Here is a 14,872-nt window from a genome sequence, read left to right as displayed (position 1 = left end):
TATTTTACTTTTCAAGGAGATGATTAATCACTTTTATTGTTAAGAACAATAGCTAAAAGAGGTTAGTCCATTTGGTTATTTATTATTTCCATCCTGTCTTTAATTGTTATGATCCGCGCCGTTAACCTTACACTCTGTTCTGTCTTTCAGATAAAAATTCAGCTTTGCTACTGGAACATAACGACGCATGACAACACAGGCCCCACCTTCAAATTTGCTTCCCCTGAACCCGGAGCAACTGGCACGCCTGCAGGCGGCCACCACTGACTTTTCACCCACCCAGCTGGCCTGGGTATCCGGTTATTTCTGGGGAATGCTCAATCAACAGCCGGGGGCTGTGGCGAGTGCGCCTGCTACGGCTGTTGAGATCCCGGCAATCACGCTTATCTCCGCCTCGCAAACCGGCAACGCCCGTCGCGTGGCGGAAGCCCTGCGCGACGATCTGCTCGCAGCCAAACTGAACGTGAACCTGGTGAACGCCGGGGACTATAAATTTAAGCAAATCGCGTCAGAGAAGCTGGTTATCGTTGTGACCTCAACCCAGGGCGAAGGTGAGCCGCCTGAAGAAGCGGTTGCGCTGCATAAGTTCCTGTTCTCGAAAAAGGCGCCAAAACTGGCGGGCACCGCCTTTGCGGTCTTCGGCCTGGGCGACTCTTCCTATGAATTCTTCTGCCAGTCGGGCAAAGATTTCGACAGTAAACTGGCCGAGCTGGGGGCAGAGCGCCTGCTGGACCGCGTCGATACCGACGTTGAATATCAGGCTGCGGCGGCCGAATGGCGCGCGCGCATTGTCGAGGTGCTGAAAGCCCGCGTACCGACCGAGACGCCAGCCCAGGCGGCAGCCACCGCCGCTGGCGCAGTCAACGACATTCACACCAGCCCCTACACCAAAGAAGCGCCGCTGACGGCGAGCCTTTCGGTGAACCAGAAAATCACCGGGCGCGATTCAGAAAAAGATGTACGCCATATCGAAATCGATCTCGGCGACTCCGGCTTGCGCTACCAGCCGGGCGATGCTCTTGGCGTCTGGTACCAGAACGATCCGGCGCTGGTGAAAGAGCTGGTTGAGCTGCTGTGGCTGAAGGGCGATGAGCCGGTCAGCGTAGACGGCAAAACGCTGCCGCTCTCTGAAGCGCTGCAGTGGCATTTCGAGCTGACCGTTAACACCGCGAACATCGTGGAAAACTACGCCACCCTGACCCGCAGCGAATCCCTGCTGCCGCTGGTGGGTGACAAAGCCAAACTGCAACACTACGCCGCCACCACGCCAATCGTCGATATGGTGCGTTTCGCGCCAGCCCAGCTCGAAGCCGATGCGTTAATCGGCCTGCTGCGTCCGCTGACGCCGCGCCTCTACTCTATCGCCTCTGCTCAGGCTGAGGTGGAGAACGAAGTCCACGTCACCGTGGGCGTGGTGCGTTACGACATTGAAGGCCGCGCCCGTGCCGGCGGCGCGTCGAGTTTCCTTGCGGATCGCGTGGAAGAAGAGGGCGAGGTGCGGGTCTTTATCGAGCACAACGACAACTTCCGTCTGCCTGCCAACCCGGAAACCCCGGTGATCATGATTGGCCCGGGCACCGGTATTGCACCGTTCCGCGCCTTTATGCAGCAGCGCGCCGCCGACGAAGCGCCGGGTAAAAACTGGTTGTTCTTCGGCAACCCGCACTTCACTGAAGATTTCCTCTATCAGGTGGAGTGGCAGCGCTACGTTAAAGAGGGCGTACTGAGCCGGATCGATCTGGCCTGGTCCCGCGATCAGAAAGAAAAAATCTACGTACAAGACAAACTGCGCGAACAGGGCGCAGAGCTGTGGCGCTGGATCAATGACGGTGCCCACATTTATGTCTGCGGCGACGCCAATCGCATGGCGAAAGACGTTGAGCAGGCTTTACTGGAAGTGATTGCCCAATTCGGCGGTATGGATGCCGAAGCGGCGGATGAATATTTAAGTGAGCTGCGCGTCGAGCGCCGTTATCAGCGAGATGTCTACTAATGAGCGAAAAACATCCTGGCCCACTGGTGGTCGAAGGCAAACTGTCTGATGCCGAGCGCATGAAGGTTGAGAGTAACTACCTGCGCGGCACCATTGCCGAAGATTTAAATGACGGTCTGACCGGCGGTTTCAAAGGCGACAACTTCCTGCTGATCCGTTTCCACGGCATGTACCAGCAGGACGACCGCGATATCCGCGCCGAGCGTGCTGAACAGAAGCTGGAGCCGCGTCATGCGATGCTGCTGCGCTGCCGCCTGCCGGGTGGCATCATCACCACCAAACAGTGGCAGGCGATCGACAAGTTTGCCGGTGAAAATACAATTTACGGCAGCATCCGTCTGACCAACCGTCAGACCTTCCAGTTCCACGGCATTCTGAAGAAGAACGTGAAGCCGGTACACCAGATGCTGCACTCCGTCGGGCTGGACGCGCTGGCGACCGCCAACGACATGAACCGTAACGTGCTTTGCACCTCTAACCCGTACGAGTCCGAGCTGCATGCCGAAGCGTACGAGTGGGCAAAGAAGATCTCCGAGCATCTGCTGCCGCGTACCCGCGCTTATGCCGAGATCTGGCTCGATCAGGAGAAAGTGGCGACCACCGACGAAGAGCCAATCCTGGGCCAGACCTATCTGCCGCGTAAGTTCAAAACCACGGTGGTGATCCCGCCGCAGAACGATATCGATCTGCACGCCAACGACATGAACTTCGTGGCAATCGCCGAGAACGGCAAGCTGGTGGGCTTTAACCTGCTGGTGGGCGGCGGTCTCTCTATTGAGCACGGTAACAAAAAGACTTACGCCCGTACCGCGAGCGAGTTTGGCTATCTGCCGCTGGAGCACACCCTGGCGGTGGCGGAAGCGGTAGTGACCACTCAGCGCGACTGGGGCAACCGTACCGATCGTAAAAACGCCAAGACCAAATACACCCTTGAGCGCGTAGGCGTGGAGACGTTCAAAGCCGAAGTGGAGCGTCGCGCGGGCATCAAGTTTGAGCCGATCCGCCCGTACGAATTCACCGGTCGCGGGGATCGCATTGGCTGGGTAAAAGGTATCGACGATAAATGGCACTTGACGCTGTTTATTGAAAATGGCCGTATCCTGGATTATCCGGGCCGTCCGCTGAAAACCGGCCTGCTGGAGATCGCGAAGATACACCAGGGCGAGTTCCGTATCACCGCCAACCAGAACCTGATCATTGCCGGCGTGCCGGAAAGCCAGAAGGCGAAGATAGAGAAGCTGGCGCGGGATCATGCCCTGATGGAGGCAGTTAAACCGCAGCGCGAAAACTCCATGGCTTGTGTGTCGTTCCCGACCTGTCCGCTGGCGATGGCGGAGGCCGAACGTTTCCTGCCGTCGTTCACCGACAAGGTCGAAGCGATTCTGGAAAAACATGGCATCCCGAACGAACATATCGTGATGCGCGTGACCGGCTGCCCGAACGGCTGCGGCCGCGCGATGCTGGCCGAGCTGGGGCTGGTGGGTAAAGCGCCGGGGCGCTACAACTTGCACCTGGGCGGTAACCGTATCGGCACCCGTATTCCGCGCATGTTCCGGGAAAACATCACCGAGCCGGAAATCCTTGATTCCATCGACCTGCTTATCGGGCGCTGGGCGAAAGAGCGCGAAGCGGGTGAAGGCTTCGGCGACTTTACGGTGCGTGCGGGCATCATTCGTCCGGTGCTCGATCCCGCAAGGGATTTCTGGGAGTAACATCCCACGGGTTTTACCGATTTTCCAGGCCGGGCAGACGCAGTGCCGCCCGGCAAAACAGGCAAACGAGGTTCTTATGTCCGTACTCGATCTAAACGCCCTTAACGATCTGCCAAAAGTCGAACGTATTCTGGCGCTGGCCGAAACCAACGCCCAGCTGGAGAAGCTGGACGCCGAAGGCCGCGTCGCCTGGGCGCTGGAAAATCTGCCGGGCGAATATGTGCTCTCGTCGAGCTTCGGTATTCAGGCGGCGGTCAGCCTGCATCTGGTAAATAAAATTCGCCCGGATATCCCGGTGATCCTCACCGATACCGGCTACCTCTTCCCGGAAACTTACCAGTTTATTGATGAGCTGACGGACAAGCTTAAGCTGAACCTGAAGGTCTACCGTGCAGAGCAGAGCGCGGCCTGGCAGGAAGCACGCTACGGCAAGCTGTGGGAGCAGGGCGTCGAGGGCATTGAGAAATATAATGCCATCAACAAAGTCGAGCCGATGAACCGGGCGCTGTCTGAACTCAACGCCAAAACCTGGTTTGCTGGCCTGCGCCGGGATCAGTCCGGCAGCCGCGCGTCCTTACCGGTGCTGGCGATCCAGCGCGGGGTGTTCAAGGTGTTGCCGATTATCGACTGGGACAACCGGACCGTATACCAGTACCTGCAACAGCATGGCCTGAAATACCATCCGCTATGGGATCAGGGCTATCTGTCGGTGGGGGATACCCATACCACCCGTAAATGGGAGCCGGGTATGGCAGAAGAAGAGACCCGTTTCTTTGGCCTCAAGCGCGAGTGCGGGCTGCACGAAGGCTAATGTTTTTTGCCCGGTGGCGGCTACGCCTTACCGGGCCTACGAATAAGCATCCTGTAGGCACGGTAAGCGCAGCCCCCCGGGCAGCTGCCTCAGGCTTTCTCCGCTTTCGCCAGCTCCTTCACCAGCGGCAGCATCACCCGTACCACATCCCGGCTGCGGTGTTCAATCCGCTTCGGCAATGCCTCGTCGATATACTGCAGATTATCCAGCCTGACGTCGTGCCAGCTTGTTCCCTCTGGAAACGCTTTTGATTTTGCCTGCTGCTGATAACCATCCTTCTTGCCCAGGGACCAGTTGGTCGCTTCAACGTAGAGCACCGGGATCCCGGCTTTATCGAACACCTCGCCATCATTGCAGCAGCCGGTGCCTTTCGGATACGCGGCGTTGCCGCCCGGGTTGGTGGCAGCATAGATGCCGTGGGCGCGGGCAATCGCCAGCGCGCGGTCGCGGGTTAACTTGCGTACCGGACCTGGAGTGGTTTTGCCGCTGTTGAAATAGAGCTTATCCCCCACAATCAAATTATCGAGGTTGATCACCAGCAGGGTGTTTTTCTTCTCGGCCGCGCTCATGCGTTTAAGGACATTCTCGGCGCCCAGCCGTCCCTCTTCCTCGCCGCTGGTGGCGATAAAGCGGATGCTGTACTGGGTGGGAATATCTTTTAGCTGATCGGCCAGCTCCAGCATTACCCCGACCCCAGCGGCATTATCATCAATGCCCTGTAACGTAAGGCCGCCAAGATTGTTGTCGGCATCGCTGTCGCTCATTGGGGCATAGGTATCGAGGTGCGCCAGAATAATAATCTGCTGCGCGGCTTTGCCTTCATGGGCCGCAATCACGGTGCTGCCGGTGACGTTGTGCCAGTTTTTGTTCAGATTGCGTGAGGTATAGATGTAGCGGCTCTGAAATGTACGGATATCGCTCTGGTAGCCCATCCCGGCGAACTGCTGGCGCACGTAGTCAGCGGAGAGCATTTCGGCGGGGGTGCCGGTCATCCGACCCGGGAAAAAGGTGGCAATATGACGAGCCTGCGTCGCGGCCATCTCACCCAGGGGCGAGGTCTTAGCCTGAACCGTTCCGATTAAGCAAACGCCGAGCGCCAGGGCAGCGTATCGGTGGCGCATTGCGGAAAACATAGTGAGTCCTTAAAAAAATAACGCAAAATTTTAACGCGCTTAGTATGAAACTGTGACCGCGCTTACACAATTTGATTTGCTCTTAAATGCCCGGAATGTCGCGCGTTAAGCACTTTTTGATATGGGCTTTTTCAGCGCGTTATTCCATTGAGTAACTACTCATTCCAATTCGTAATTTCATTCGCTCGTAGCCGCCCCCTATAGTCCCCCTATTCCTTGTTGTTAGCGAGTTGTAGCATTGTGGATTACCTTCCTTTATTCGCTGCTGTAAAAGACCGCCCGGTGCTGGTTGTCGGCAGCGGCGAAATCGCTGAGCGCAAAATTGCCTTTTTACATCGGGCAGGCGCGCGCGTGCAGGTTGTTGCCGAAGCGGACTTTGCTGAAGCGCAAATCGACAATGTGGTGCTGGTGATTGCCGCCACCGAAAACCGGGCGCTCAACCAGCGCATCTCCGATGCCGCCCACGCCCGTCACCGCCTGGTGAACGTGGTGGATGACCAGCCGCTCTGCTCCTTTATTTTTCCGTCGATTGTCGACCGTTCGCCGCTGCTGGTGGCGATCTCCTCCGGCGGGACAGCCCCGGTGCTGGCCCGTGTCTTGCGGGAAAAAATCGAAGCGCTGCTGCCGACAAGCCTGGGCCGGATGGCCGAAAAGGCCAGCTACTGGCGCAACCATCTGAAAACCCGCCTGACCAGCGTGGCGGAACGCCGTCGCTTCTGGGAACGGGTATTTCGTGGTCGCTTTGCCAGCCTGATGCAGGCCGGTAATGAGACGGCAGCGCAACAGCTTCTTGAAGACGAACTCGATAACCCCGGCAGCACTGGCGGGGAGATCATTCTGGTGGGCGCCGGGCCAGGCGATGCTGGCCTGCTGACCCTGCGCGGTTTGCAGGTGCTGCAGGACGCCGATGTGGTTTTCTATGACCACCTGGTGAGCGACGGCGTGCGCGAGCTGATTCGTCGCGACGCCGAGCAAATCTGCGTGGGCAAACGCGCGGGCGGCCACGCTGTTCCCCAGCACGATACCAACCAGATGCTGATTGCGGCGGCCAAAGCGGGCAAAACCGTGGTACGCCTGAAAGGCGGCGATCCGTTCATCTTTGGTCGTGGTGGCGAAGAATTGCAGGCGGCAGCCGAAGCGGGCGTGCCGTTCCAGGTAGTGCCGGGGATTACCGCGGCCTCGGCGGTCACGGCTTATGCCGGCATTCCCCTGACGCACCGTGATTACGCCCAGAGCGTTACTTTTGTCACCGGCCACTACAAGGCCGACAGCACCCCGTTTGACTGGACGCATCTGGCGCAGAGCCGTCAGACCCTCGCCATCTACATGGGCACCATGAAAGCGGCGGAGATCAGCGAACAACTGATTCGACACGGGCGCGATGCGAATACCCCTGTCGCGGTGATATCCCGCGGCACGCGCGTCGATCAGCATGTGTCGATCGGAACACTACAACACCTTGCAACCCTGGCGTTAGACGCCCCGATGCCCGCCCTGATTGTGGTGGGGGAAGTGGTGCAGCTGCACAGCACGCTCGCCTGGTTCCAACATACAACCGACACAGAAGGCTTTGGATCTTCTGTTATCAATTTGGCTTAGTCCTGGAGCAACAGGCTATTTTATTTGCCATTTTTGCCCCGGGCTGTGCTCGCAATCCTCACGTACTTGAGTACGCTCCGGTTGCTGTGCGCAGGCCGTGACAAAACTGGCTGCAACAATAACGCCTGTTGCACCAGGCCTTATAAGGAACAGTTATGGATCAAAAACGACTGACGCACCTGCGGCAACTGGAAGCGGAGAGTATTCATATTATCCGCGAAGTGGCCGCTGAGTTTGCAAATCCGGTAATGATGTACTCCATCGGCAAAGACTCCAGCGTAATGCTGCACCTGGCGCGTAAAGCGTTTTATCCAGGCACGCTGCCGTTCCCGCTGCTGCACGTGGATACCGGCTGGAAATTCCGCGAAATGTATGAGTTCCGTGACCGTACCGCCAAAGCCTACGGCTGTGAACTGCTGGTGCATAAAAACCCGGAAGGGGTGGCGATGGGCATTAACCCGTTTGTCCACGGCAGCGCCAAGCACACCGACATCATGAAGACCGAAGGGCTGAAGCAGGCGCTGAACAAATACGGCTTTGATGCCGCTTTCGGCGGCGCCCGCCGGGATGAAGAGAAATCCCGCGCCAAGGAGCGTATCTACTCCTTCCGTGACCGCTTCCACCGCTGGGACCCTAAAAACCAGCGTCCGGAGCTGTGGCACAACTACAACGGCCAGATCAATAAAGGCGAAAGCATCCGCGTCTTCCCGCTCTCCAACTGGACCGAGCTGGATATCTGGCAGTACATCTATCTGGAAAATATCGAGATCGTTCCGCTCTACCTGGCGGCTGAACGCCCGGTACTGGAGCGCGACGGCATGCTGATGATGATCGACGACGATCGCATCGACCTGCAGCCTGGCGAAGTGATCAAAAAGCGGATGGTGCGCTTCCGTACCCTCGGCTGCTGGCCGCTGACCGGCGCGGTGGAATCCGACGCGCAAACGCTGCCGGAGATCATCGAAGAGATGCTGGTGTCCACCACCAGCGAGCGACAGGGGCGCGTGATTGACCGCGACCAGGCAGGCTCGATGGAGCTGAAGAAACGTCAGGGTTATTTCTAAGGAGCCGCCATGAATACCACTATTGCTCAACAGATCGCCAATGAAGGCGGCGTCGAAGCCTACCTGCACGCCCAGCAGCACAAAAGTTTGCTGCGTTTTCTGACCTGCGGCAGCGTGGACGACGGAAAAAGCACCTTGATTGGCCGTCTGCTGCACGATACTCGTCAGATCTATGAAGATCAGCTCTCTTCCCTGCACAACGACAGCAAGCGTCACGGTACCCAGGGTGAAAAACTCGATCTGGCGCTGCTGGTGGATGGCCTGCAGGCGGAGCGCGAGCAGGGCATCACCATCGACGTGGCCTATCGCTATTTCTCCACCGAGAAGCGCAAATTTATCATCGCCGACACCCCAGGGCATGAGCAGTATACCCGCAATATGGCGACCGGGGCCTCAACCTGCGACCTGGCGATCCTGCTGATCGACGCCCGTAAAGGGGTCCTGGATCAGACCCGCCGTCACAGCTTTATCTCCACGCTGCTGGGGATCAAGCATCTGGTAGTGGCGGTTAACAAGATGGATCTGGTGAACTTCAGCGAAGAGAAGTTTAACGAGATCCGCGAGAGCTATCTCACCTTTGCCGAGCAGCTGCCGGGCAACCTCGATATCCGCTTTGTGCCGCTCTCGGCGCTGGAAGGGGATAACGTCGCTTCCCAGAGCGTGAGCATGCCGTGGTACAGCGGCCCGACGCTGCTGGAAGTGCTGGAGACCGTTGAGATCCAGCGCGACGTGGATACGCAGCCGATGCGCTTCCCGGTGCAGTACGTCAACCGCCCGAACCTCGATTTCCGCGGTTTCTCCGGCACGATTGCCTCCGGCAGCGTGCAGGTGGGTCAGCGCGTGAAAGTGCTGCCGTCAGGCGTGGAATCGGCCATTGCCCGCATCGTGACCTTCGATGGCGATCTGCAGGAAGCAAGTGCTGGCGAAGCGGTCACCCTGGTGCTGAAAGATGAGATCGATATCAGCCGCGGCGATCTGCTGGTGGATGCGCAGGAGTCGCTGCCTGCGGTACAAAGCGCCGCGGTGGATGTGGTGTGGATGGCCGAGCAGCCGCTGAGCCCGGGCCAGAGCTACGACATCAAGATTGCCGGGAAGAAAACCCGCGCCCGCGTGGACGGCATTCAGTATCAGGTGGATATCAACAACCTGGCGCAGCACAGCGTGACTGAACTGCCGCTGAACGGCATCGGTCTGGTGGATTTCACCTTCGACGAGCCGCTGGTGCTGGACGAGTATCAGCAGAACCCGGTAACCGGGGGGCTGATTATTATCGATCGTCTGACCAACGTCACCGTTGGCGCAGGGATGGTGCGCGAACCTAAAGCGCAGGCGAGCGCGGTGCCGTCTGAATTCAGCGCCTTTGAGCTGGAGCTCAACGCGCTGGTGCGCAAACACTTCCCGCACTGGGACGCGCGCGATCTGCTGGGAGGCAAGTAATGGCGCAGCATGATGAGAACGTCGTCTGGCATCCTCATCCGGTCACGGTGGCCGAACGCGAACAGCTCCACGGTCACCGTGGGGTTGTGCTGTGGTTTACCGGACTCTCGGGGTCCGGTAAGTCCACCGTTGCGGGCGCGCTGGAAGAGGCGCTGCACAAAGCGGGCGTCAGCACCTATCTGCTGGATGGCGACAACGTGCGCCATGGGCTGTGCAGCGATCTGGGCTTTAGCGATGCGGATCGCAAAGAGAACATCCGTCGGGTGGGCGAAGTGGCCAGCCTGATGGCCGATGCCGGGCTGGTGGTGTTAACCGCCTTTATCTCACCGCACCGCGCCGAGCGGCAGATGGTGCGTGAGCGGGTAGGAAACAGCCGCTTCATTGAAGTGTTTGTCGATACCCCGCTGGAAATATGCGAGCAACGCGATCCGAAGGGACTGTACAAAAAGGCGCGCGCTGGCGAGCTGAAGAATTTCACCGGCATTGATGCGGTTTACGAAGCGCCGGAAAACCCCGATATCCACCTGGAAGGCCAACAATTGGTAACAAATTTGGTGGGTCAATTATTAGACCTGCTCCGGCAGGGCGATATTATCAGATCCTGAGATGGTATTGATGGGGATGCTTAATCTCCATCAATATGTCACGGTCACAGGATCAGCTATGCGGAACAGTGAAAACTACATCATCACCGGGTCGGACACAGTATCGGCACATGACGAGACGACCTGGTCTTTTCCTGGGGCGATTGTCGGCTTTGCGTCATGGCTGATGGCACTGGGGATCCCTTTCCTGTTTTACGGCAGCAATACGCTGTTTTTCTTCCTTTATACCTGGCCTTTCTTTCTGGCGCTGATGCCCGTTGCCGTTGTGGTAGGGATCGCGCTGCACTCTCTGCTTAACGGCAAACTGCTCTACAGCGCCCTGATAACGGTTATGACGGTCGTCGCCATGGTCGGACTGTTATTTTTGTGGCTCATGGGATAAGTTCAGCCATAATTCAAACCGTAACCAACTATGTGACATTGTTGGCTTGCGCGAATCTGCAAAAAAAATGTGGTACATTTGCCCGCAATGTTGCGGCATCTCTGTAGCCCCGATGTAGAGTCATGGGGAAAGTTATGGGATGATGATGCCGTTTTTCAGGGGGCAGGATGGGTAAACTTACGCTGCTGTTGCTGGCTCTGCTGGTCTGGCTTCAGTATTCGCTGTGGTTCGGTAAGAACGGCCTTCACGATTACAGTCGCGTCAGCGATGACGTGACGGCGCAGCAGGCAACAAACAGCAAATTAAAAGCGCGAAACGATCAGCTGTTTGCGGAAATTGACGATCTCAATGGCGGACAGGAAGCCATTGAAGAGCGCGCGCGCAACGAACTCAGCATGACTAAGCCGGGCGAAACCTTCTATCGTCTGGTGCCGGATGCGTCTAAACGCAACCAGGGCTCAGTACAAAACACTCGATAATCAGGCCCAGGATTACGCCATGGCAGTAACTTTTTCCAACGTATGCGCCGTTGTGCCAGCCGCCGGGTTTGGCCGGCGCATGCAGACTGAATGTCCTAAACAATACCTTTTAATTGGTGATAAAACGATCCTTGAGCACACCGTGGCGGCGCTGCTGGCGAACCCACGCGTGACGCGGGTCGTTATCGCTATCAGCCCGGGCGACGCCCGCTTCGCCGCGCTGCCGCTTGCCCGCCACCCGCAGGTGACCGTGGTGGACGGTGGCGCAGAGCGTGCCGATTCGGTGCTGGCGGGACTGATAGCCGCCGGTGACGCGCAGTGGGTACTGGTGCACGATGCGGCGCGTCCGTGCCTGCATCAGGATGACCTGGCGCGGCTGCTGGCCATCAGCGAAACCAGCCGCGTTGGCGGCATTCTGGCCACGCCGGTTCGCGATACCATGAAACGCGGCGAGCCCGGTCTGCCGGCCATCGCCCATACGGTGGAGCGCGTTGACCTCTGGCATGCGCTCACGCCGCAATTTTTCCCTCGCGAGCTGTTGCACCACTGCTTAACCCGTGCGCTGAACGAAGGCGCAACCATCACCGACGAAGCCTCGGCGCTGGAGTATTGCGGTTTTCACCCGGAACTGATTGAAGGGCGCGCAGATAATATAAAGGTGACGCGCCCCGAAGATTTACAGCTGGCAGAATTTTATCTTACCCGTTCGACCCATCAGGAGAAGGCATAATGCGAATTGGACATGGTTTTGACGTACACGCCTTTGGCGGCGAGGGCCCAATTATCATTGGCGGCGTACGCATCCCTTACGAAAAAGGACTGCTCGCGCATTCTGATGGCGATGTTGCCCTGCACGCGTTAACCGATGCGCTGCTGGGTGCCGCGGCGCTTGGCGATATCGGCAAGCTGTTCCCGGATACCGATCCGGCCTTCAAAGGGGCGGACAGCCGCGAGCTGCTGCGCGAAGCCTGGCGCCGTATTCAGGCCAAAGGCTATACCCTTGGCAACGTGGATGTGACCATTATTGCCCAGGCGCCGAAAATGCTGCCGCATATTCCCCAGATGCGCGTCTTTATCGCCGAAGATCTTGGCTGCCATATGGATGACGTCAATGTCAAAGCGACCACCACCGAGAAACTCGGCTTTACCGGCCGTGGTGAAGGCATCGCCTGCGAAGCCGTGGCGCTGCTGGTGAAGGCGGCGAAATGACGGACTTGGACAACCTGACCTACCTGCACGGTAAACCGCAGGGCACGGGGCTGCTGAAAGCCAACCCGGAAGATTTTAGGGTCGTCGAGGATCTGGGTTTTGAGCCGGATGGCGAGGGCGAGCATATTCTGGTGCGGATCCTGAAGAACGGCTGCAACACCCGCTTTGTGGCCGATGCGCTGGCAAAGTTCCTGAAAATTCACGCCCGTGAAGTGAGCTTCGCCGGGCAGAAAGACAAACACGCCGTGACGGAACAGTGGCTCTGCGCGCGGGTGCCGGGTAACGGGATGCCCGACTTAAGCCAGTTCCAGCTTGAGGGCTGCCAGGTACTGGAATACGCCCGCCATAAGCGCAAGCTGCGCCTCGGCGCGTTAAAGGGCAATGCTTTTACCCTGGTGCTGCGCGAGGTAAGCCACCGCGACGAGGTGGAGCAACGTCTTAAGGCCATCCAGGCGCAAGGGGTGCCGAACTACTTTGGCGCGCAGCGTTTTGGCATCGGCGGCAGTAACTTGCAGGGCGCGCTGCGCTGGGCGCAGAGCAATGCTCCGGTGCGCGATCGCAATAAACGCAGTTTTTGGTTGTCGGCAGCCCGCAGCGCGTTGTTTAATCAAATCGTCAGCGAGCGACTGAAAAAAAGAGACGCGAATCAAGTTGTTGTCGGCGATGCGCTACAATTAGCGGGACGCGGCAGCTGGTTTGTCGCCACTGACGAAGAGCTGCGCGATGTGCAGGCGCGCGTCGAGGCAAAAACGCTGATGATCACTGCGGCCCTGCCGGGTACCGGCGACTGGGGTCCGCAGGGTGATGCGCTGCGCTTTGAACAGTCTGCCATCGCCGATGAAACAGAGTTATGCTCACTGCTGGTGCGTGAAAAAGTCGAAGCGGCACGCCGGGCGATGCTGCTCTATCCGCAACAGTTGAGCTGGAACTGGTGGGATGACGTAACCGTCGAGCTACGTTTCTGGCTGCCGGCAGGCAGCTTTGCCACCAGTGTTGTCAGGGAACTTATCAACACTTCGGGTGACTATGCGAATATTGCTGAGTAACGATGACGGGATCCATGCGCCAGGCATTCAGACGCTGGCGAAAGCGCTACGTGAGTTCGCCGAGGTGCAGGTGGTGGCTCCCGATCGTAACCGCAGCGGTGCCTCTAACTCGTTAACACTCGAGTCGTCTCTTCGCACCTTTACCTTCGATAACGGTGATATCGCCGTGCAGATGGGCACCCCGACCGACTGTGTCTTTCTGGGGGTTAATGCGCTGATGCGTCCCCGCCCGGACGTGGTGGTCTCCGGCATTAATGCCGGACCCAACCTGGGCGATGACGTGATCTACTCCGGTACGGTGGCGGCCGCCATGGAAGGACGCCATCTCGGCTTTCCTGCCCTGGCGGTCTCGCTTAACGGCCATCAGCATTACGATACCGCCGCCGCGGTCACCTGCGCCATTCTGCGCGCGCTGAGCCGTGAGCCGCTGCGCACTGGCCGCATCCTTAATATCAACGTGCCCGATCTGCCGCTGGATCAAATCAAAGGTATCCGCGTGACGCGCTGTGGCAGCCGCCACCCGGCGGATAAAGTGATCCCGCAGGAAGATCCGCGCGGCAACACGCTGTACTGGATTGGTCCGCCGGGCGAAAAACATGATGCCGGGCCGGATACCGATTTCGCCGCCGTAGATGAAGGCTACGTCTCCGTCACCCCGCTGCACGTCGATTTGACCGCGCATAACGCGCAGGATGTGGTTTCAGGCTGGCTGGATCGCGCCGGGGTGAGCTCGCAATGGTAAGCAATCGTGTACAAACTCTTCTGAATCAATTACGCAGTCAGGGCATTGCTGACGAGCGGGTGCTGGACGCCATCTCGCGGGTACCGCGGGAAAAGTTCGTGGATGAGGCGTTTGAGCACAAGGCGTGGGAAAACGTCGCGTTGCCGATAGGGCAGGGGCAAACCATCTCCCAGCCCTATATGGTGGCGCGCATGACCGAGCTGCTGGAGCTGACCCCGGACTCGCGGGTGCTGGAGATTGGCACCGGTTCTGGATACCAGACCGCCATTCTGGCGCACCTGGTGCATCATGTCTGCTCGGTTGAGCGCATTAAAGGGCTGCAATGGCAGGCACGCCGCCGCCTGAAGCAGCTCGATTTACATAATGTTTCTACCCGTCACGGGGATGGCTGGCAGGGCTGGAAGGCTCGCGGCCCGTTTGATGCCATTATCGTGACGGCTGCACCGCCTGAGATCCCGGCTGCGCTGATGGCGCAACTGGACGACGGCGGGATCCTCGTTTTACCGGTGGGCGATGAACACCAGCTGTTGAAGCGTGTTCGTCGACGGGGCAACGAGTTTATTATCGATACCGTAGAAGCCGTACGTTTCGTGCCTCTGGTAAAAGGAGAGCTGGCCTGAGACTCGGATTTTTCCAGGGTTATTCAGGCAAATTCAGCGT

The 14,872-nt window shown here is 58.4% G+C and carries 15 protein-coding genes; 14 read left to right on the top strand and 1 reads right to left on the bottom strand.

What is annotated here, in order from left to right:
* Positions 1 to 187: 187 nt before the first annotated feature.
* The 3 genes from cysJ to cysH all read left to right on the top strand — a co-directional run bounded on the left by cysJ (position 188) and on the right by cysH (position 4,516).
* Positions 188 to 1,993 (top strand): NADPH-dependent assimilatory sulfite reductase flavoprotein subunit, encoded by a 1,806-nt coding sequence (gene cysJ / locus C3406_RS05775; RefSeq protein ID WP_103822702.1) that lies wholly within the window; start codon positions 188 to 190, stop codon positions 1,991 to 1,993.
* Positions 1,993 to 3,705 (top strand): assimilatory sulfite reductase (NADPH) hemoprotein subunit, encoded by a 1,713-nt coding sequence (gene cysI, locus C3406_RS05770; RefSeq protein ID WP_103180923.1) that lies wholly within the window; start codon positions 1,993 to 1,995, stop codon positions 3,703 to 3,705. The genes cysJ and cysI overlap by 1 nt, the downstream gene beginning before the upstream one ends.
* 76 nt (positions 3,706 to 3,781) lie before the next feature.
* Positions 3,782 to 4,516 (top strand): phosphoadenosine phosphosulfate reductase, encoded by a 735-nt coding sequence (gene cysH, locus C3406_RS05765; RefSeq protein ID WP_103822701.1) that lies wholly within the window; start codon positions 3,782 to 3,784, stop codon positions 4,514 to 4,516.
* Between the two features lie 89 nt (positions 4,517 to 4,605).
* On the opposite strand, the gene C3406_RS05760 is transcribed toward cysH, so the two are convergent.
* Positions 4,606 to 5,649: an aminopeptidase gene (locus C3406_RS05760; RefSeq protein ID WP_103822700.1), complete on the bottom strand. Its 1,044-nt coding sequence runs from the start codon at positions 5,647 to 5,649 to the stop codon at positions 4,606 to 4,608.
* 240 nt (positions 5,650 to 5,889) lie between these two features.
* Here C3406_RS05760 and cysG point away from each other — a divergent pair, with 240 nt between their 5' ends.
* The 11 genes from cysG (at position 5,890) to C3406_RS05705 (ending at position 14,832) form a co-directional block, all read left to right on the top strand.
* The gene (gene cysG / locus C3406_RS05755) at positions 5,890 to 7,248 is read left to right on the top strand and encodes a siroheme synthase CysG (protein WP_103822699.1); all 1,359 of its coding nucleotides are present in this window, start codon (positions 5,890 to 5,892) and stop codon (positions 7,246 to 7,248) included.
* 155 nt (positions 7,249 to 7,403) lie between these two features.
* Positions 7,404 to 8,312, top strand: a complete 909-nt coding sequence (gene cysD / locus C3406_RS05750) for a sulfate adenylyltransferase subunit CysD (RefSeq protein ID WP_015963247.1) — start codon at positions 7,404 to 7,406, stop codon at positions 8,310 to 8,312.
* 9 nt (positions 8,313 to 8,321) lie between these two features.
* Complete coding sequence (gene cysN, locus C3406_RS05745) at positions 8,322 to 9,749, top strand: sulfate adenylyltransferase subunit CysN (protein ID WP_103822698.1); 1,428 nt, start codon at positions 8,322 to 8,324, stop codon at positions 9,747 to 9,749.
* A complete protein-coding gene (gene cysC / locus C3406_RS05740; RefSeq protein ID WP_103822697.1) occupies positions 9,749 to 10,354 on the top strand; it encodes an adenylyl-sulfate kinase in 606 nt (201 codons plus the stop codon). The genes cysN and cysC overlap by 1 nt, the downstream gene beginning before the upstream one ends.
* A gap of 58 nt (positions 10,355 to 10,412) precedes the next feature.
* Positions 10,413 to 10,736 carry a DUF3561 family protein gene (locus tag C3406_RS05735; RefSeq protein ID WP_103822696.1) on the top strand — a complete coding sequence of 108 codons (324 nt, stop codon included), beginning with the start codon at positions 10,413 to 10,415 and terminating at the stop codon, positions 10,734 to 10,736.
* Positions 10,737 to 10,903: 167 nt separating this feature from the next.
* Complete coding sequence (gene ftsB / locus C3406_RS05730) at positions 10,904 to 11,215, top strand: cell division protein FtsB (RefSeq protein ID WP_032613637.1); 312 nt, start codon at positions 10,904 to 10,906, stop codon at positions 11,213 to 11,215.
* Between the two features lie 19 nt (positions 11,216 to 11,234).
* Entirely contained in the window at positions 11,235 to 11,945 is a 711-nt protein-coding gene (ispD, locus tag C3406_RS05725) for a 2-C-methyl-D-erythritol 4-phosphate cytidylyltransferase (RefSeq protein ID WP_103822695.1), read from the top strand.
* Positions 11,945 to 12,424 carry a 2-C-methyl-D-erythritol 2,4-cyclodiphosphate synthase gene (gene ispF / locus C3406_RS05720; RefSeq protein WP_006811766.1) on the top strand — a complete coding sequence of 160 codons (480 nt, stop codon included), beginning with the start codon at positions 11,945 to 11,947 and terminating at the stop codon, positions 12,422 to 12,424. The genes ispD and ispF overlap by 1 nt, the downstream gene beginning before the upstream one ends.
* Positions 12,421 to 13,470 carry a tRNA pseudouridine(13) synthase TruD gene (truD, locus tag C3406_RS05715; protein WP_103822694.1) on the top strand — a complete coding sequence of 350 codons (1,050 nt, stop codon included), beginning with the start codon at positions 12,421 to 12,423 and terminating at the stop codon, positions 13,468 to 13,470. The genes ispF and truD overlap by 4 nt, the downstream gene beginning before the upstream one ends.
* Positions 13,451 to 14,212, top strand: a complete 762-nt coding sequence (gene surE / locus C3406_RS05710; RefSeq protein ID WP_103180914.1) for a 5'/3'-nucleotidase SurE — start codon at positions 13,451 to 13,453, stop codon at positions 14,210 to 14,212. The genes truD and surE overlap by 20 nt, the downstream gene beginning before the upstream one ends.
* Positions 14,206 to 14,832 carry a protein-L-isoaspartate(D-aspartate) O-methyltransferase gene (locus C3406_RS05705; RefSeq protein ID WP_103822693.1) on the top strand — a complete coding sequence of 209 codons (627 nt, stop codon included), beginning with the start codon at positions 14,206 to 14,208 and terminating at the stop codon, positions 14,830 to 14,832. Before surE ends, C3406_RS05705 begins: the two co-directional genes overlap by 7 nt.
* Positions 14,833 to 14,872 lie beyond the last annotated feature (40 nt).

It is taken from the genome of Leclercia sp. LSNIH8 (genome assembly GCF_002920195.1).
Taxonomy (GTDB): Bacteria; Pseudomonadota; Gammaproteobacteria; order Enterobacterales; family Enterobacteriaceae; genus Enterobacter.
This window is presented reverse-complemented; position numbering and strand designations above follow the sequence as displayed.